The organism is Thiothrix unzii, assembly GCF_017901175.1.
Taxonomy (GTDB): domain Bacteria; phylum Pseudomonadota; class Gammaproteobacteria; order Thiotrichales; family Thiotrichaceae; genus Thiothrix; species Thiothrix unzii.
The window spans coordinates 2,458,470-2,476,329 of the sequence record NZ_CP072793.1; the positions used below are offsets into that span (position 1 = coordinate 2,458,470).

Sequence of the window (17,860 nt, forward strand, 5' to 3'; positions counted from 1 at the left end):
TCTGTACCTTTTGTGCAACAGACTAGGGTTATAGAGCGCCTATTCTCTCGTAACGATCATTCTTGAGATTTACAGTTTTTCATTCAGTAAAAATCTCGCCTTGATTACTTTTCCGTTTTGTTAAAGAACGACCCTTTAGGGTTGTACCGACAAAAGCCAGTGCTAGACACTTTACCGTTGTAAAATAAAGTGCCTTGCAGTGACTTTTCGAGGTTTGCCTAGTGTTAACAATTACTGCTGTGCCCCGTGAGGGATGGTGGAGCCAGACGGGATCGAACCGACGACCTCCTGCGTGCAAGGCAGGCGCTCTCCCAGCTGAGCTATGGCCCCATGTAACCTTGACTATGCAAGAGTGGTGGGTCTAGGTGGACTTGAACCACCGGCCTCACCCTTATCAGGGGTGCGCTCTAACCAACTGAGCTATAGACCCGTATTCGGTACTAAAGCGCTTGCAGTAATTGTTTGGTCTGCCAGAATAAACTTGTGTGGGGGCTTGTGGATTGCCTTGAGCGTTTCTCGTAAAGGAGGTGATCCAGCCGCAGGTTCCCCTACGGCTACCTTGTTACGACTTCACCCCAGTCATCGGCCACACCGTGGCAAGCGCCCTCCTTTCGGTTAGACTACCTGCTTCTGGTGCAACAAACTCCCATGGTGTGACGGGCGGTGTGTACAAGGCCCGGGAACGTATTCACCGCGACATGCTGATTCGCGATTACTAGCGATTCCGACTTCACGGAGTCGAGTTGCAGACTCCGATCCGGACTACGGACAGCTTTCTGGGATTTGCTTGATCTCGCGATTTTGCTTCCCTCTGTACTGCCCATTGTAGCACGTGTGTAGCCCTGGTCATAAGGGCCATGATGACTTGACGTCATCCCCACCTTCCTCCGGTTTGTCACCGGCAGTCTCCCTAGAGTTCCCACCATTATGTGCTGGCAACTAGGGACAGGGGTTGCGCTCGTTGCGGGACTTAACCCAACATCTCACGACACGAGCTGACGACAGCCGTGCAGCACCTGTGTTAGTGTTCCCGAAGGCACCAAAACATTTCTGCTAAGTTCACTACATGTCAAGACCAGGTAAGGTTCTTCGCGTTGCATCGAATTAAACCACATGCTCCACCGCTTGTGCGGGCCCCCGTCAATTCCTTTGAGTTTCAACCTTGCGGCCGTACTCCCCAGGCGGTCAACTTAATGCGTTAGCTGCACCACCGACCTCTAGAGTGAGGCCGGCGGCTAGTTGACATCGTTTACGGCGTGGACTACCAGGGTATCTAATCCTGTTTGCTACCCACGCTTTCGTGCCTCAGCGTCAATGTTGGTCCAGAGAGCCGCCTTCGCCACTGGTGTTCCTTCCGATCTCTATGCATTTCACCGCTACACCGGAAATTCCACTCTCCTCTCCCACATTCTAGCCTCCCAGTATCAGATGCAGTTCCCAGGTTAAGCCCGGGGCTTTCACATCTGACTTAACAGGCCGCCTACGCACGCTTTACGCCCAGTAATTCCGATTAACGCTTGCACCCTCCGTATTACCGCGGCTGCTGGCACGGAGTTAGCCGGTGCTTCTTCTGTTGGTAACGTCATTATCTTCCCAACTGAAAGTGCTTTACAACCCGCAGGCCTTCTTCACACACGCGGTATTGCTGGATCAGGCTTGCGCCCATTGTCCAATATTCCCGACTGCTGCCTCCCGTAGGAGTCCGGGCCGTGTCTCAGTCCCGATGTGGCTGGCCATCCTCTCAGACCAGCTAAAGATCGTCGCCTTGGTAAGCCTTTACCTTACCAACTAGCTAATCTTACGCGGGCTCATCTATTAGCGCATTGCTGCTTTCCCCCGTAGGGCGTATGCGGTATTAATCCAGCTTTCGCTGGGCTGTCCCCCACTAATAGGCAGATTCCCACGTGTTACTCACCCGTCCGCCGCTCTCAAAGGCCGAAGCCTTCTACCGCACGACTTGCATGTCTTAAGCATACCGCCAGCGTTCAATCTGAGCCAGGATCAAACTCTTCAGTTCAATCTCTATATAAACATTTGAAATTGAAGAGCAATCCGTCGAAATTACGTAATTAACGTGAACTTCTTGGGTTGCTTGCTTCTGTGCTCAATGCACTTTCCGCAAGCCCCCACACAAGTTATCTGGCTTCTCTTTTTAAAGTGTCGCGCTGAACTGTTTCAGCGAGGAGGCGAATCTTATAACGTTTTCGATGTTGGTGTCAAGCACTTTTTTCAAAAACTTTCTTCGCCGAAGAAACTGTTAGATCGGAGACCTTTCACTTTAAGCGATTGATTTCCTTTCTGTTTTCAGGTCGTTTCCGGCCTGAGTGAGGTGCGCATCTTAAGGACTTCAGAATCAAGTGTCAAGCACTTTTTTCTACCTTTTTCGCTACTTCGGAAAGTTAATCTATTTTCACCTAAGCAATTGATTTCTTTTCCGTTTTCAGTGCCGTTATGCCCTGAAGAAGGTGCGCATTATACGGATCCCTTCTCAACCGTCAACTCCTTTTTAACCCTTTTTTAACTCATTTTAAAAAAACTTTAGCGTACTTGCGCTTACCCACTTGGAATACGCCAGTCATTCCTTTTTGAATCATTAAGTTACGATCTTCGACCTTATTTCCGTCGATTTTCACGCCACCTTGCTGAATCATGCGCAATGCCTCTGAGGTACTGCCAACTAATCCGGCTTCTTTTAGTAAAGAGGCGATTGGCAGCGTTTCAGTTGCGGTCGTTAAGGTAATTTCAGGGATTTCATCAGGCATTGCACCCTTTTGAAAGCGCGCAATAAAGTCTGCTTGTGCCGAAGCTGCCGCTGCCGGACTGTGGAAGCGGCTAATTAATTCTTCCGCTAACAGGAACTTCAAGTCGCGTGGGTTTGCACCGTCTACAACGCTTTGCTTGAGACGCGCCAGCTCAGTCAACGGGCGGAAACTCAATAACTCAAAGTAACGCCACATCAATTCATCAGAGATCGACATGATCTTGCCAAACATATCGTTGGGTGCGTCAGTAATACCGATGTAGTTACCCAGCGACTTCGACATTTTATTAACGCCATCCAAGCCTTCCAGCAGTGGCATGGTGATAACCGTTTGCTGCTCTTGCCCGTATTGACGCTGTAACTCACGCCCGACGAGGAGATTGAACTTCTGGTCAGTCCCGCCTAGCTCGACATCGGCTTTCAGCGCGACAGAATCGTAACCTTGTACTAAAGGATAAAGGAACTCATGAATCGCAATCGACTGCCCCGACTTATAACGCTTATTAAAGTCATCACGCTCTAACATACGGGCAACAGTATGCTTTGCTGCCAACTGGATGAGTCCGGCACTACCCAATTGATTCATCCAAGTCGAATTGAAGACAATCTCGGTTTTATCTGGGTCAAGAATCTTGAAGATTTGCGCTTGGTAACTCTGCGCATTCTCTTGAACTTGTTCAGCGGTCAAGGCTGGGCGCGTTGCTGACTTACCCGTCGGATCACCAATCATCCCGGTAAAGTCACCAATAAGGAACAAGACGTGATGCCCTGCTTCCTGAAACTGACGCATCTTATTAATAAGTACGGTATGCCCCAAATGCAAATCGGGTGCTGTCGGGTCAAATCCCGCCTTAATACGTAACGGCTGGCCTTTTTTAAGTTTTGCAGCAAATTCAGCTTCGACTAAGACTTCTTCAGCTCCGCGCCCCAATTCGTTCATAATGTCAACAATATGATCCATCTACTCTGCTCCGCAATTGACAATGCCTTGGATTTGTCCTAAAAAGCTGCCTAGCTTAACAGCTATGCTGGTAACTGCGCTATTCAGAGTCAGTCTATCAGTTATTTTATAGGCAACATATTGGTGAACAATTTGTTAACGTTTAGACGAAAGCCGCATCCAGAGCGTAAGCGAGACGACTGGAACACTGCGATGCAACGCTACAATCTGCCAGGCAACAGCATTGAGATTGTGATACCGGGCGACTATAAACCTAAGCAGATGAAATCTGCGCCCTCCTTGCCGAAAAAATCCCCCAAGTCATCGCCGCACACCTCGCCTAAAAAACCGCTTCGCTACATTGCCAGCCGCTCACTTTTCATTGTTTGTGGATTGGCAACACTGGGCAATATCCCTGTCTACTCCATGATCAGCACGCCCGATGCAACCTCGTCCGTTTTAAACTTGACGGAAGTTGAATCCGGCTCACCTGCGCAAGTCTTACAAGATTTGAATTTACCAGCGGTGGCTTCTGAGTCATTTTCCGGCTTTGCGATGGATATTTTGCCAGATGCCCAACAAGGTAACTGGAAAATGCGCACACTGGTGGAAGGCGATACCTTAGAAACGGCTTTAGATGCATTAAAACTCAGCAAACTCGCCAAGCCATTGCTGAAAGACGCTGCTATCGCTCAAGAACTGGAAACCCTCAAACCCGATGCGGCATTGCTGGTTCAGGTCGTAGACGATCAGTTGCAACAACTGATCTACACCAAGGGCAAAAACAACGCTTACATTGTGTCATCAACCGATAACGGTTTCGTCGGCAAGTGGGAATCGGATGTTTTTGAGATTCGTGAATCCAAAATCGCATTCACCGTCAAACATTCGATTCAACGTGATGGCAAAGAAGCGGGGCTTTCTAACTCGCTGATTCGTCAGTTAGGACACGTTTTCCGTCAAGATGTGGACTTCAAGAAAGGCTTAAGAGCAGGCGACAAACTCGGTGTAATTTTTGAAGATTACCAGTATCAAGGCGCAAGTATTTACACAGATAAGGTGTTAGCGGCTGAATACAGTCATCGCGAAACCACCAAACAACGGGTGCGCTTTACTTTAGAAGATGGCAAAACCGATTACTTCAGCCCGAATGCGGATACCGAATTGAAGCGCACTGCCTTTGATCGTACACCCGTTGCTGGCGGTCGGATGAGTTCCGGCTTCGGTATGCGTCGCCACCCGGTATTTGGCTTCCGTAAAGCGCACGCAGGGCAGGATTTCGCAGCCCCACGCGGCACACCTATCCACGCTACGGCAGATGGTCAGGTGAAGTTTTTAGGTCGCCAGGGTGGTTACGGCAATGTGGTTGAGCTGCGTCACATCAACGGCATTACCACGCTTTACGGGCATATGTCCGGTTTCAAGCAAGGTTTAGGTTCTGGGCACAGCGTTAAACGTGGCGATGTTATCGGTTACGTTGGCTCCACCGGCACATCCACGGGTAATCACGTGCATTACGAATACCGTATGAATGGTGTAGCGCAAAATCCAGTGAGTGTTGATTTGCCGCAAGTGGGCATTATGTCGGCGAAGGAAATGCAGCAGTTTAAAAATCACGCCTCAGCGATGATTCAGCAATTGACCGAACTGCGTAAAGTCGCAGCGGCGGACGCACCTGCTCCCAAGCAAAACGGCGGTTAACGCCCAGCCAACTATCAGGGCGAATGCACTTCGCCCTGATGTCATGAATTATTCTGCTTCTTCGATCCACGCCATTTGAATCGCTTCTAAAATCTTTTCGTTGGATTTATCCGGTGCGTCGTTGAAATCCTCCAACGCCGTAACCCAGGCGTGCAAATCGGTAAAACGAATGTAACGCGGGTCAACATCAGGATGCTTTTCAAACAATTCAATCGCAATATCCAGCGTATCTGTCCATTTCAATGCCATGTCATCACCTCGCGCTTAATGGTGTTCAGAAACCATATTGATCGTGTATTTGGGTAATTCAATCACCAAATCAGCCACACCCACTTTAGCTTGGCAGCTCAGACGCGAATCCGGGTCAACACCCCAAGCTTTATCGAGGTAATCTTCCTCCAAATCGGTTGCTTCATCCAAGGTATCGAAACCTTCGCGGATATACACGTGGCAAGTGGTGCAAGCACACGATTTTTCGCAGGCATGTTCAATATCAATGCCGTGCTGTAATGCTGCATCGCAAATGCTGATGCCAGAGGCAACGTCAATCACTGCCCCTTCCGGGCAAATGTCGTCGTGCGGTAAAAAAATCAGTTTAGGCATGGGAATTATCCTTTGAATTCGTCAACACGATGACCCGCCATCGCAGCGCGGATGCTGGCATTCATACGCCGCTCGACATAAGCCTCAGCCGCTTTTTCCATCGCTTTAATTCCGGCTTCAAGAGCGCGGTAATCGCTACCTTCGCGTAAAATCGCTAACTGATCACGGAACACCAAAATCTGGCGACGCTCATCAGCGGTCAACAGCGTATCGCCATCGGCTTTGAGCGCGGCATCTAACGCTTCCATTGAACGATCCGCTTCCACTTGTTGCTCACGCAACCGCCGCGCTTCCATGTCTTCACGCGCGTAAGCCATGGAATCACGCAGCATAGTTTCGATTTCATTGTCGCTTAAACCGTAGGAAGGCTTTACTTCCACTCCGGCACTGACACCCGTGGTTTGTTCTTGCGCAGTTACATTGAGCAAACCGTCGGCATCCACTTGGAACGTCACCCGAATCCGTGCCGCACCTGCCACCATCGGTGGAATATCACGCAGCGAAAACCGCGCCAAGGAACGGCAAGTTTCCACCGTATCGCGTTCACCTTGTAATACGTGAATCGACATGGCGGTTTGCCCGTCTTTAAAGGTGGTAAATTCCTGCGCACGCGCTACGGGAATGGTGGTATTGCGTGGAATCACTTTTTCCACCAAACCGCCCATCATTTCCAACCCTAACGACAAGGGAATCACATCCAGCAACAACATATCGGAATCGGGTTTATTCCCCGCCAATACATCGGCTTGAATCGCCGCACCCAAGGCAACAACACGATCTGGGTCAATATTGACTAATGGTGGCTTACCGAAGAACTCCGCCACTTGCTCACGCACCAACAATACACGGGTGGAACCACCCACCATCACCACGTCTTTCACGTCTTCTTTATTGAGATTGGCATCGCGTAAAGTGCGGCGGCAAGCCATTAAGGTTTTCTTGACCAGCGGTGCAACCAGCTCATTCAGGTGAGTGCGTTGTAATTCACCCTGCCATGCACCCAATGCTACTGGCACGCTGGTTTGCGTTGTCAGGGCTTCTTTGGCTTCACGGGCAACGACTAAAGCGGTGCGTAAAATCTTTTGGTCAGCAGTGGTAGTTAACTGCGCTTGTTGCAGCAGCCATTCGGCAATCACGTGGTCAAAGTCGTCGCCACCCAAGGCAGAATCGCCGCCCGTCGCCAACACTTCAAACACACCGTTATGCAAGCGCAAAACGGAAATATCGAACGTGCCGCCACCTAAGTCGTAGACAGCAATCACGCCTTCCGCATCTTGGTCTAAGCCGTAGGCGACTGCCGCAGCGGTCGGTTCATTCAACAAGCGGTACACATTTAATCCCGCCAAGGTGGCAGCATCGCGTGTTGCTTGACGTTGTGCATCGTCGAAATAGGCAGGAACAGTAATCACCACGCCGGTTAAATCGCCACCCAAGGTATCTTCCGCACGGTATTTAAGCGCGCGCAAAATCTCCGCTGACACTTCTACCGCTGAAACATCACCAGCCACTGTATGAATGCGCGGTACGCTGGAATCGCCGCTCACAAACGCATACGGCAAATGCCCGCCAAGCTGTTTCACATCGCCAACCCCGCGCCCCATCAGGCGTTTAGCGGAAGCAATGGTATTTGCAGGATCAGTAGTAATCGCTGATTTGGCAGCATCACCGACAATCGCTGGCGCATCCGCTTGATAGCGCACCACGGACGGGAGTAAGTGCCGTCCCGTGGAATCCGCCAAGGTTGCCGCTTGCCCGCTGCGCACCGTTGCTACCAGTGAATTGGTAGTGCCGAGGTCAATACCCGCCGCCAGCCGATGCTGATGCGCCGTAGTAGACATTCCGGGTTCTGAAATCTGTAGTAATGCCATGATAATCCTAGAGGCTTTCTTCCAGACGCTCTTCGCGTTGGCGCAGGTCTTCCAGCAGGCGTTCGTAAAAACGCATTTTCAACAAGGTTGCTTTCGCCGCTGGGTAAGCTGCGAGTGCCCAATGTGCGGCAAATTCCGTTTCAAGGGAGCGAATCATTTGACGAATTTGTGTGCCAATGCCATCCAACACTTCAAACGGTTCTTCGGCGTGTTCAGCTTCTTCCAAGGCTTCACGGATTTCCATCTGCTGCATCAAAAATGCCGGATCAGCCGTGGTATCGCGCTCATCATTGATTTCCACACCTGCCAGCGTCAGTAAATACCGCGCCCGCAACCGTGGATGGCGCAAGGTTTCATACGCCTCATTGATAAACGCCGTCACTTGCACTGCCAAGCGTTTATCCTGATCACTACCTGTCGCCACGCGATCAGGGTGATACTGGGATTGCAGCTCGCGAAAACGTTGCATTAACGCCGCGCCGTCTATTTCAAACTGACGCTCCATCGCAAACAGTGCGAAGTAATCCTGTTTGAAGTCTTGCAAGTACATCAGACGGTGAAACTCTCACCACACCCACAACGCGCTTTCTCATTGGGATTGGTGAATTTAAAGCCTTCGTTCAAGCCTTCGCGGGTGTAATCAACCTCAGTGCCGTCCAGATATACCAAGGCTTTAGGGTCGGCAATCACTTTTACACCGTGACTTTCAAACACGGAATCGCCGTCTTGCAGCTCATCAACGAATTCCATGACATACGCCATGCCAGAACAGCCGTTGGTTTTAACGCCAAGGCGCAAACCTAAACCTTTGCCACGGTTGGTAATGAACTTTTGAACGCGCGATGCTGCCACTTCAGTCAACGTGATCATCGTCAGTCTCCTGCTTACTTACGCTTGCTGCTGCTTGTTTTGGTAATCCTCAATCGCGGTGCGGATAGCATCTTCTGCCAGTACCGAACAGTGGATTTTCACCGGGGGCAAATCCAGCTCAGCAGCAATATCGGTGTTCTTGATTTGCTTCGCCTCTTCCAGCGTTTTGCCTTTGACCCATTCGGTCAATAAGCTTGAGGAGGCAATCGCCGAACCGCAGCCGTAAGTTTTAAACTTGGCATCTTCAATAATGCCTTGCTCATTAACCTTGATTTGCAGTTTCATTACGTCGCCGCACGCGGGTGCGCCAACCATGCCCGTACCGATATTGACATCAGCCTTGTTGAAACTACCGACGTTGCGGGGATTTTCGTAGTGGTCAATGACCTTTTCACCGTATGCCATGATCTATACCTCGTAGAAACCTTAATGTGAAACCCATTCGACCTTGCTAATGTCGATACCTTCTTGGAACATTTCCCACAGTGGTGACAATTCACGCAACTTGTCAACCGCCGAGCGGATGCGTTCAATCGCGTAATCAACCTGTTCCACGGTGCTGAAACGTCCCATCGACAAGCGCAATGAGCTGTGCGCTAATTCATCACTACGCCCCAAGGCGCGTAATACGTAACTAGGCTCTAGACTCGCACTGGTACAAGCCGAACCCGACGACATCGCCAAACCTTTCAACGACATCATCAAGCTTTCGCCCTCAACGTAGTTGAAGCTTATATTCAAAATGCCTGCCACACGTTGTTCTAAATCACCGTTTACGTAAACTTCCTCAATGTCTTTTAAACCGTCATACAAACGGTTACGCAACATCAGGATACGATCATTTTCGGCATTCATTTCCAACTTGGCAATACGGAACGCTTCGCCCATTGCCACAATTTGATGCGTTGGCAACGTGCCGGAACGCATTCCGCGCTCATGACCACCACCGTGGGTTTGCGCTTCGATACGGACACGCGGCTTGCGGCGCACGTATAACGCCCCCATGCCTTTCGGGCCGTAAATTTTATGCGCGGAAAAACTCATCAGATCCACTTTGAGCTTTTCTATATCAATCGGCACTTTACCGGCACTTTGCGCAGCATCCACGTGGAAAATAGTTTTGTTGGCACGGCACATTTCACCAATCGCCGCAATATCCTGAATCACGCCGATTTCATTATTAACGTGCATGATAGAAACCACGGTGGTGTCTTCGCGCATCGCTGCCTTGAGTTTATCAAGGTCAATTAAACCACTGGATTCGGGGTCAAGGAAGGTAACTTCAAAACCTTCACGCTCCAACTGACGACACGTATCCAACACCGCTTTGTGTTCGGTTTTGCAGGTAATAATGTGCTTGCCACGACGCTCGTTAAAGTGCGCCGCACCCTTAATCGCTAAGTTATTGGATTCGGTAGCACCGCTTGTCCACACGATCTCTTTAGTGTCAGCATTAATCAAAGCAGCAACGTGACCGCGCGCTTCTTCAACCGCTTCTTCTGCTTGCCAGCCGAAAGTGTGACTCTTGGAAGCAGGGTTGCCGAATACGCCAGTGGGGGTCAAGTACTGCATCATTTTTTCGGCAACACGCGGATCAACCGGCGTGGTTGCGGCGTAATCGAAGTAAATGGGTGTGTTCAGTTCACTCATGGGGGCTTGTCCTACACTGGCATTAATGGGATTGTGAATGGGAGATAAAGTCGATGCGCTTTTTGTTCTGACGGGCGGCGGTTTCCTGAACCTCCAAACGCGAAGTCATATCGGCGAGGGTAATATCCGCCAAGAACACGCGAATTTGGTTACTCAAATCCATCCATAAATCGTGTGTCAGGCAACGCTTATTGTCCTGACAATCACCGAGACCACCGCAGCGGGTTGCGTCAACGTGCTCATCAACCGCACTGATAATATCAGCAATAACAATGGTGTTCGGCGCACCGTTTAATTGGTAGCCACCACCGGGGCCGCGCATACTCACCACTAAACCCGCTTTACGCAGTTTGGCGAACAGTTGCTCCAGATAAGAAAGTGATATATCCTGCCTTTCCGAAATCTCTGCCAGTGATACTGGTTGATCCCCATTATGCAAGGCCAAATCCAGCATGGCTGTCACCGCATAGCGACCCTTAGTAGTCAGTTTCATGTTGATGCTCTCCATTCAAGCTAAGTGCATCCTAACAATACCTGACAAAACTAGTCAAGTATTATGGTTTTGTGTATCCCATTTAGATTACTCAACACGCGCCTTCCCTATCCCCAAACCGCTAAACAACAACAAAATCAAAGGAAATTCCAACCAAGCATGGAAACCTGCCGCCACCGCATACAACTGACGTGCCGCCTTAAAATCAGCAAGGAAATACAGCGTTAACAAAGCTGATGCAGACACCGCCCCCAACAACCACCAGCGCGGCGCAGGCATCGGCAATGTGGTCGGCAATAACCGTAACACGCTGTAATAGTGCAAACATTGCGCCAACACCACACCCGACAATACCGCCGAAAACCCTTGGATTAAATGCTGCTGCAACCATGTCGCCTCGCTAGGCATCCACCAACCCACCGTATGCGGGGCGGGCATTCCTAACCACCACAGCGCGGCAATCAGCAACAACGGCAAACTGAATAAACCTGCCAATACCGATCTAGCCGGAAACGTCGCGAAACACTGCCCCTGCGACACCAAAAACAACGGAGTAAAGTTATGGATAATCGCCAGCAGCACCAACACCGCAACCACATCACCGTTATTGACCACCCACAACAAAACCACACCCAAACACGCAGCAAGCACCGCCAATAACCACGCCCGCAAACTACCCCAACGCCATGCGAGTGCCGCAACCACCCAAAACAACAACGCCAATGTCAGCAAATCCACCAGCAAAGTCACTGGTGCAGACACAACGCCTAACCACGAACCCAAACGCGCCGCTGCTTGCAAACCCAGCACACCCCACCATGCCAGCCATACCCACGACGGGATTTGTGCTTGGTAAGTCTGGCGTATCCAGCGTAATTCCCACAACACATGCGGCAAACCAAACACGCTCAAAGCCAACAGGTAAAGCGGCAATGGCGCAAGCACGGCAGCCACCACTAACACCGTACCAACTGCCGCCAATTCCCACACCGAAAGACTCGACCAGTGACGCGCCATTACAGCCATAGCCACACCCCTAACAAAGCTGACGCAGCATTTGCCAACAATGACACCGCAAAAGCTTGCTGCCACTTCACGCGCAACAGATAACGGAATAACAAGGCTTCCAGCACCACGACACCCGTTTCAATCGCAATAAACCAGCGCACATAATGAGGTGTTTGAAACAACACCATTGCCCACCAAGACACTTTCCATGCCAACGGATGGGTTAGGCAGGAAGCCAACAACCCGACAACCAAACTACGCGGCCAAGGCACACGCCAGCGGTACGCCATTAGCACAACTAACGGCACTTCCACCGCCAACGTAATGCCAAGTGCCGCCGCTTGCGTCAGGCTCATAGGGTGCGCAACTTACAACCCTTGGGAGAATAGCTTCCTTACGGTACTGACCGGCGTGTAAACCCGCTCTGGAGCTTTTTTGGCAGGTTGGCAACTCAACAGCAAACGCACTTGTGGACGGAAACGGTAGCCTTGCTCATCCCGCGATTCCTCACATACGCCGTCGTAGGTTTCTTGCTTACCGTTATGGCTCAGAGTGACGCTACAGGTATCCTGCGCTTTTTTCTTGGCGCAAAAACGGTCGGTCACGCTGGGGAATGGTGGGTCAATACTGAAGGTATCGGGGATCTTTCGGTCGATTTCCACGCTTTCGGTGCGTTGGCATTGCAGGGAAATTTTGGTGTCGGTTAACTCGCGCTTGCATTGCCCCTTACCGCCACCTTCAAAAACAGTGCCGGGTAAAGTGCAGACTGCATCTAGGGTTTTCTCAGTGCAATACTGGTCGGTCTGGTCGAAAATGCCGGGGTTGTCTTGGAAACGTTTTTGGGCTTCCGCTACTTCCGGGATAACGAGATCAGCACTGACGTTGCATGACAGCAAAGCCAATGTCGCCCCTAAAATAGACGCGCCAAGACGGATATTAAGTGCTGTGGTCATGGGGATTCCCTCGATTTGGGTTTAAACGACTGATCAAACGGACGGTGGCGTTTGTTCTTTATCGCTGCTAAAACCTTCGGCACGCAACAAAGCGGGCATCGGTAACACTTCCAGTTTACCACCAAGGCGATGTACTTCCTCGCACAGTTTTTCCATGCGCTCATCCATCAAATGAATGTGATCCAGCATCCGGTTCATGGTGTTTGCTACCGGGTCGGGCATATCTTGGGTTGCGCCGTAAGCGTCAAAACCCATTTTCTGGGCAATTTCTTCGCGGCGTTTTTCTTGCGGTTTACGCGGGGTTACGATGCGCCCCGGAATGCCGGTGACGGTTGCGCCTTCGGGTACATCTTTTACCACCACCGCGTTGGAGCCAACCCGTGCGCCGTTAGCTAAGGTAATCGGCCCCAGAATTTTCGCTCCCGCACCAACGACAACATCGTTGCAAAGCGTGGGGTGGCGTTTGCCTTTTTGCCAGCTTGTCCCGCCTAAAGTTACGCCATGATAAAGGGTGCAATCGTCGCCGATTTCTGCGGTTTCACCGATAACCACCCCCATGCCGTGGTCGATGAAAAAGCGTCGTCCGATGGTCGCGCCGGGGTGGATTTCAATCCCGGTGAATAATCGCGCTATGTTGGATAACACCCGCGCCAACCATTTGAAACCGCTACGCCACAACCAATGACTGCCCCGATGGATAATGACTGCATGGATACCGGGATAGGTGGTGATGATTTCAAAGACATTACGCGCGGCGGGGTCACGCTCAAAGATGCAGTAAATGTCTTCACGGATGCGCTCGAACATAGCTTTCCTTAAGATGTGGGGATTTTCAAGCGGTGTAGTATGCCTGCATCAGCGTTATCACGCCAATGACAGGCTATTTTTGTCATGCTTATGGGGTTTTACAGGCTTTTGTCGCTGCGCTATCGGCAAGCACCCGTGCTTGTTGGTTGGCGGTACTGCTGGGTTCAACCACATCCGTTACGCAGATTTCATTCGCAGTAATTTTACTCACCACCAAATAAGACGTGGTTCTTTCGGGGTGTTCCGGGTCTCCGCTGACATTGAAGCGCACGATCAACGCGATAGGGCGTTTTTTCGCGGCGATTTTTTCAACGCGCCATTCGGCTTTTTCACCGACTGCTGAAAAGCCGCTGGAAACGGTTGACCATAAGTTCAACGGAAACTCGTTACCCTTGGGGTCAATCACGGTGATGGATTGGCGAATATCGCCTTCCAGAACATCCAATTGGTAGCCAGCCGTGCCGGGGCAACGACCTTGGTACGAGCCACCTTCGTTTTCATTGGCTGCCAAGGTTTTGCAAGCCTCTGTTTTCAAGCTGGTGTAAATGCTGTCAATAGGCGCGGCGGCACAGACTGACGATACGATGCCGAGTGCGGCACTGATGACTAAAGTGGTAAGACGTGTTTTCATGGGATGTTCCTCGCAGTTAGGTAAGGCTTATTATGCATTGAAATCGCAGGCTATTTCTGGTGATTTCGCACATTTCAACGCCTGATTTATACCCCAAGTCGCGCCGCTAAGTGCGCCCAGTCTATTTCCTGCAATACCCGCGCTTGCTGTTGTACATACGACTGCTGCATTGCCGTTTGCTGTTGCTCCGGGGTTACGAAACCGTGGAAGGGCAACATCGCCTCATACGCCGCGTCCTGATGTGCTTTGAGCGGGGTCAACACGTCTTCGCGGCGGGTGTAGAAAGCGTCCTCACCTTCCACACACGTTTTACCAAATACATTGAAATGGCGGCACGCCAACGGGCGCATGGGGTGAACACTACACGCGCCCTCCAGCAAAAACGGGCAAGGCTGCCCCGCCACATGACCGGCAAGCTGTGGTTTCAAGCGAGTGCGCGTCTCAATAGCCATGATTTTGGTGACATACCAATACAGCCCCAGTAATTCCAGCGGGAAAATCGGAATCGTGGTGTGGCTCTTGCAACAATTAGAACAACCTTTAGCACACGCCAGTTTCCGCCCCTTGCGCTCTTCCTGCTGAATGCCTTTGGCGACACCCACATCAGCGCGGTAGTAAGCGTTAAAAGCGTAACCCAGCCATGCGTTTTCAGCCTCAGCAGCGGGAAATTTCAAGCGTTGTGGTTTGCCGTAAGCTTTTTTTGTGCTCATTAATGCGCCTTAATCCATCCTATTCAAGCATTCGAGCCTAGCACAGCAACGCTAAAACTTCACTCAGACGCTGGATGGTGTAATCCGGCTCAAATGGGTGCTGATCCGGTTCGCGCTGGTAGTGAATCGTGGTCATGCCAAATTCATGCGCCACCGCTAAATTTTCCCGGCGGTCATCAATAAACGCGATGTTTTCACCCGCAATACCGCTGGCACGCAGCAAAACCTGATAAATCGCGGGTTCGGGTTTTTGGCATTGCACTTCACCACTGATAATACGCGGCTCAAAATTTGCGCGAAAATCAAAACGTGCGTCGAGTATTTCGCCCCATTCCGCACCGAGATTGGACAAAATCCCCAAACGGTAACGCCCTTGCAGCGCGGTTACCACCTGCGTTAATTCCGCATCCAGCACAAAGCTATCGAGGAAATGCTGGCGAATCGGTGAATCCATAGCCACACCGATACCTTCCCAAAACGCGGCTTCCGTGATTTTGCCGCTGGTGTAAGCGTCGTAATGGGGTTTTACCGCTGCTTTGGTAAGGTGCGGCAATAAGGGCAATAGCCCGTTTGTGACTAAATGCCCGTCACTGATAACGACACCGAACAGATCGAAAGCAATCAACTGGATGGATTTCATGGTGGGTGGCTCCTACAAAGATACGCGAGATCATAACCCGCATTGTAGCAATGCTGCATAAAGCTTGTAGCTGCCAAGCAATTTCGTCATAATCGGCACTCTTCGCAATGGTGGCCTGCATGGGTTCTCCCGCGACGATAGGTGGTGAACCTTGTCAGGCCCGGAAGGGAGCAGCAACAGCCATTGATTCGGGCGCAGGATGTGGCTGGTGCAGGCTGCCTCCACTCTTAAAGCATCTATAAATCAATCCATGAGTTATCAAGTTCTTGCACGAAAATGGCGGCCTCAAGACTTCCAGCAAATGGTTGGTCAGGCGCATGTGTTACGTGCCTTGATGAACGCTCTGGATGAAAATCGCCTCCACCACGCTTACTTATTTACCGGCACACGCGGCGTTGGCAAAACCACTCTTGCGCGAATTTTTGCCAAATGCCTCAATTGCGAAACCGGCGTTACCGCGAAACCTTGTGGCGAATGCCGCAGTTGCCGCGAAATCGCCGAAGGTCGTCACGTTGACTTGATTGAAGTCGATGCGGCATCACGCACTAAAGTCGAAGACACCCGCGAATTGCTCGATAATGTGCAATATTCCCCCACGCGCGGACGCTTCAAGATTTACCTGATCGACGAAGTACACATGCTTTCCGGGCACAGTTTCAACGCGCTGTTGAAAACGCTGGAAGAGCCGCCGCCGCACGTTAAATTCCTGTTTGCGACCACCGACCCGCAAAAGTTACCCGTCACCATTTTATCGCGTTGCCTGCAATTCAACCTCAAGCGAATGCCGGTGGAAATGATCAGCGGGCATTTGAGCACGGTGCTGGAACAAGAAGCCATTCCCTTCAGCGAAGCCGCCTTGCGACTGTTGGCGCGTGCCGCTGATGGCAGTATGCGCGATGCGCTGAGCTTGACCGATCAGGCGATTGTGACTGGCGGCGGTGCGGTGAGTGAAGCCGACGTGCAAGACATGCTCGGCTTGTTACCGCACGAACACCTGATTGGTTTATTGCAAGCCATTGCTGATGATGACGGGCAGCGGATGTTGGGTATCGTCGCGCAAATGGCGCAGCTTACTACCGATTTCACCGCTGCGGCGGACAGTTTGATTGCGCTCTTACACAGCATTGCAGTGCAACAAGTGGTAACACGCGACGATGCTGACGAGGATATTGCGGCATTGGCAAAATTGCTGTCACCGGCAGATGTGCAGCTTTATTACCAAATGGCATTGTATGGGCGACGTGATTTACCGTTAGCCCCTGATCCGCGTGGCGGGTTGGAAATGCTGTTACTGCGGATGCTGGCGTTCCGGCTGGATGATGGTCAATCTCAACCACACTCGACACAGGTTGAGAAAAAAAAAATTGTAGTTGAAGCTATTGCCGAAGATGCGCAAGGTAGAGACGCAAAATCTTGCGTCTCTACAACAGTGGTTAAAACCATACCACCTTTAGCTTCCCCCAACACCTGGCACACCATCCTCCCCCAGCTCAACCTCTCCGGCATGGCCTTGCCATTGGCGCAACATTGTTTGCTGGAAAGCATTACCGACACGCATATCACTCTGTTGCTGGATGAAAGTGGCTCGACCTTGCAAAGCCCTCGCGCTGCTGCGCAATTAAGCGAAGCATTAGCGCAACATTACGGGCGTGAGCTGCAATTACAATTCACGGTAACGGTGTTAACTGAGGAAACCCCGGAAAAACGCGGGCTACGTGAAGCTGCCGAACGCCAAGCAGCCGCTGAAGCCGCCATAACCAATGACCCGTTTGTAAAGCAATTACAGGAAACGTTTGGCGCGGTAATTGTACCGGGTAGCATCCGTCCGCGCACAAACGGCAGTTAGTGTAGTAAACTGTACATCTAATGTTAAAAACTTGAGGATAGACATACCATGATGGGTAAAGGCGGATTGGGCGGCCTGATGAAGCAGGCGCAACAAATGCAGGAAAACATGCAGAAAGCGCAGGCGGAAATTGCTGCGATGGAAGTAACCGGGCAATCCGGTGGTGGTTTGGTATCGGTGCAAATCAACGGCAAACACGAATGCCAGCGCGTCAATATTGACCCCAGCCTGTTTGAAGATGATAAAGACATGCTCGAAGACCTCGTGACTGCCGCGATTAATGACGCAGTACACAAACTCGAAGAAGCCTCACGCACTCGCATGGCTGGCGTAACTGCCGGAATGCCGATGCCTCCCGGCTTTAAAATGCCGTTTTAAG

General features: G+C 51.1%; 19 protein-coding genes, 2 tRNA genes, 1 rRNA gene and 1 other RNA gene. 4 read left to right on the forward strand and 19 right to left on the reverse strand.

What is annotated here, in order from left to right:
• Positions 1 to 254: 254 nt before the first annotated feature.
• The 4 genes from J9260_RS12235 to tyrS all read right to left on the reverse strand — a co-directional run bounded on the left by J9260_RS12235 (position 255) and on the right by tyrS (position 3,722).
• Positions 255 to 330: transfer RNA gene (locus J9260_RS12235), tRNA-Ala, on the reverse strand.
• Positions 331 to 353: 23 nt separating this feature from the next.
• Positions 354 to 430 (reverse strand) — tRNA-Ile (locus tag J9260_RS12240).
• A gap of 90 nt (positions 431 to 520) precedes the next feature.
• A 16S ribosomal RNA gene (locus J9260_RS12245) occupies positions 521 to 2,017 on the reverse strand.
• A gap of 505 nt (positions 2,018 to 2,522) precedes the next feature.
• The gene (gene tyrS / locus J9260_RS12250; RefSeq protein ID WP_210218029.1) at positions 2,523 to 3,722 is read right to left on the reverse strand and encodes a tyrosine--tRNA ligase; all 1,200 of its coding nucleotides are present in this window, start codon (positions 3,720 to 3,722) and stop codon (positions 2,523 to 2,525) included.
• Between the two features lie 192 nt (positions 3,723 to 3,914).
• Here tyrS and J9260_RS12255 point away from each other — a divergent pair, with 192 nt between their 5' ends.
• Positions 3,915 to 5,402 carry a M23 family metallopeptidase gene (locus J9260_RS12255; RefSeq protein ID WP_210218030.1) on the forward strand — a complete coding sequence of 496 codons (1,488 nt, stop codon included), beginning with the start codon at positions 3,915 to 3,917 and terminating at the stop codon, positions 5,400 to 5,402.
• Between the two features lie 48 nt (positions 5,403 to 5,450).
• On the opposite strand, the gene iscX is transcribed toward J9260_RS12255, so the two are convergent.
• From iscX to J9260_RS12330, 15 genes are all read right to left on the reverse strand, one after another.
• A complete protein-coding gene (iscX, locus tag J9260_RS12260) occupies positions 5,451 to 5,651 on the reverse strand; it encodes a Fe-S cluster assembly protein IscX (RefSeq protein ID WP_210218031.1) in 201 nt (66 codons plus the stop codon).
• 15 nt (positions 5,652 to 5,666) lie between these two features.
• Positions 5,667 to 6,005: an ISC system 2Fe-2S type ferredoxin gene (gene fdx / locus J9260_RS12265; RefSeq protein ID WP_210218032.1), complete on the reverse strand. Its 339-nt coding sequence runs from the start codon at positions 6,003 to 6,005 to the stop codon at positions 5,667 to 5,669.
• Positions 6,006 to 6,010: 5 nt separating this feature from the next.
• Positions 6,011 to 7,873 carry a Fe-S protein assembly chaperone HscA gene (gene hscA / locus J9260_RS12270; protein WP_210218033.1) on the reverse strand — a complete coding sequence of 621 codons (1,863 nt, stop codon included), beginning with the start codon at positions 7,871 to 7,873 and terminating at the stop codon, positions 6,011 to 6,013.
• 7 nt (positions 7,874 to 7,880) lie between these two features.
• A complete protein-coding gene (hscB, locus tag J9260_RS12275; protein ID WP_210218034.1) occupies positions 7,881 to 8,423 on the reverse strand; it encodes a Fe-S protein assembly co-chaperone HscB in 543 nt (180 codons plus the stop codon).
• On the reverse strand, positions 8,423 to 8,743 hold the full coding sequence (gene iscA, locus J9260_RS12280) for an iron-sulfur cluster assembly protein IscA (RefSeq protein ID WP_210218035.1): 321 nt from the start codon (positions 8,741 to 8,743) through the stop codon (positions 8,423 to 8,425). The genes hscB and iscA overlap by 1 nt, the downstream gene beginning before the upstream one ends.
• Positions 8,744 to 8,761: 18 nt before the next feature.
• On the reverse strand, positions 8,762 to 9,148 hold the full coding sequence (gene iscU, locus J9260_RS12285) for a Fe-S cluster assembly scaffold IscU (protein ID WP_210218036.1): 387 nt from the start codon (positions 9,146 to 9,148) through the stop codon (positions 8,762 to 8,764).
• 21 nt (positions 9,149 to 9,169) lie between these two features.
• Positions 9,170 to 10,393 (reverse strand): IscS subfamily cysteine desulfurase, encoded by a 1,224-nt coding sequence (locus tag J9260_RS12290; protein ID WP_281419390.1) that lies wholly within the window; start codon positions 10,391 to 10,393, stop codon positions 9,170 to 9,172.
• Between the two features lie 22 nt (positions 10,394 to 10,415).
• A complete protein-coding gene (locus J9260_RS12295) occupies positions 10,416 to 10,886 on the reverse strand; it encodes an Rrf2 family transcriptional regulator (RefSeq protein WP_210218037.1) in 471 nt (156 codons plus the stop codon).
• An 87-nt stretch (positions 10,887 to 10,973) separates the two neighbouring features.
• Complete coding sequence (locus J9260_RS12300) at positions 10,974 to 11,912, reverse strand: hypothetical protein (RefSeq protein ID WP_210218038.1); 939 nt, start codon at positions 11,910 to 11,912, stop codon at positions 10,974 to 10,976.
• Positions 11,903 to 12,250: a hypothetical protein gene (locus tag J9260_RS12305; protein ID WP_210218039.1), complete on the reverse strand. Its 348-nt coding sequence runs from the start codon at positions 12,248 to 12,250 to the stop codon at positions 11,903 to 11,905. The genes J9260_RS12300 and J9260_RS12305 overlap by 10 nt, the downstream gene beginning before the upstream one ends.
• A gap of 12 nt (positions 12,251 to 12,262) precedes the next feature.
• Positions 12,263 to 12,847: a hypothetical protein gene (locus J9260_RS12310; protein ID WP_210218040.1), complete on the reverse strand. Its 585-nt coding sequence runs from the start codon at positions 12,845 to 12,847 to the stop codon at positions 12,263 to 12,265.
• Between the two features lie 33 nt (positions 12,848 to 12,880).
• Positions 12,881 to 13,654 carry a serine O-acetyltransferase gene (gene cysE / locus J9260_RS12315; RefSeq protein ID WP_210218041.1) on the reverse strand — a complete coding sequence of 258 codons (774 nt, stop codon included), beginning with the start codon at positions 13,652 to 13,654 and terminating at the stop codon, positions 12,881 to 12,883.
• 88 nt (positions 13,655 to 13,742) lie between these two features.
• The gene (locus tag J9260_RS12320) at positions 13,743 to 14,285 is read right to left on the reverse strand and encodes a hypothetical protein (RefSeq protein ID WP_210218042.1); all 543 of its coding nucleotides are present in this window, start codon (positions 14,283 to 14,285) and stop codon (positions 13,743 to 13,745) included.
• Positions 14,286 to 14,371: 86 nt separating this feature from the next.
• A complete protein-coding gene (locus J9260_RS12325; protein ID WP_210218043.1) occupies positions 14,372 to 14,995 on the reverse strand; it encodes a YkgJ family cysteine cluster protein in 624 nt (207 codons plus the stop codon).
• 37 nt (positions 14,996 to 15,032) lie between these two features.
• Positions 15,033 to 15,635, reverse strand: a complete 603-nt coding sequence (locus J9260_RS12330) for an HAD family hydrolase (protein ID WP_210218044.1) — start codon at positions 15,633 to 15,635, stop codon at positions 15,033 to 15,035.
• 118 nt (positions 15,636 to 15,753) lie between these two features.
• On the opposite strand from J9260_RS12330, the gene ffs reads away from it, so the two are divergent.
• The 3 genes from ffs to J9260_RS12345 all read left to right on the forward strand — a co-directional run bounded on the left by ffs (position 15,754) and on the right by J9260_RS12345 (position 17,859).
• Positions 15,754 to 15,849: signal recognition particle sRNA small type (gene ffs, locus J9260_RS12335), an RNA gene on the forward strand.
• A 36-nt stretch (positions 15,850 to 15,885) separates the two neighbouring features.
• The gene (gene dnaX, locus J9260_RS12340) at positions 15,886 to 17,481 is read left to right on the forward strand and encodes a DNA polymerase III subunit gamma/tau (protein ID WP_210218045.1); all 1,596 of its coding nucleotides are present in this window, start codon (positions 15,886 to 15,888) and stop codon (positions 17,479 to 17,481) included.
• Positions 17,482 to 17,529: 48 nt separating this feature from the next.
• A complete protein-coding gene (locus tag J9260_RS12345; RefSeq protein WP_425520095.1) occupies positions 17,530 to 17,859 on the forward strand; it encodes a YbaB/EbfC family nucleoid-associated protein in 330 nt (109 codons plus the stop codon).
• The last annotated feature ends 1 nt before the right edge of the window (position 17,860 follow it).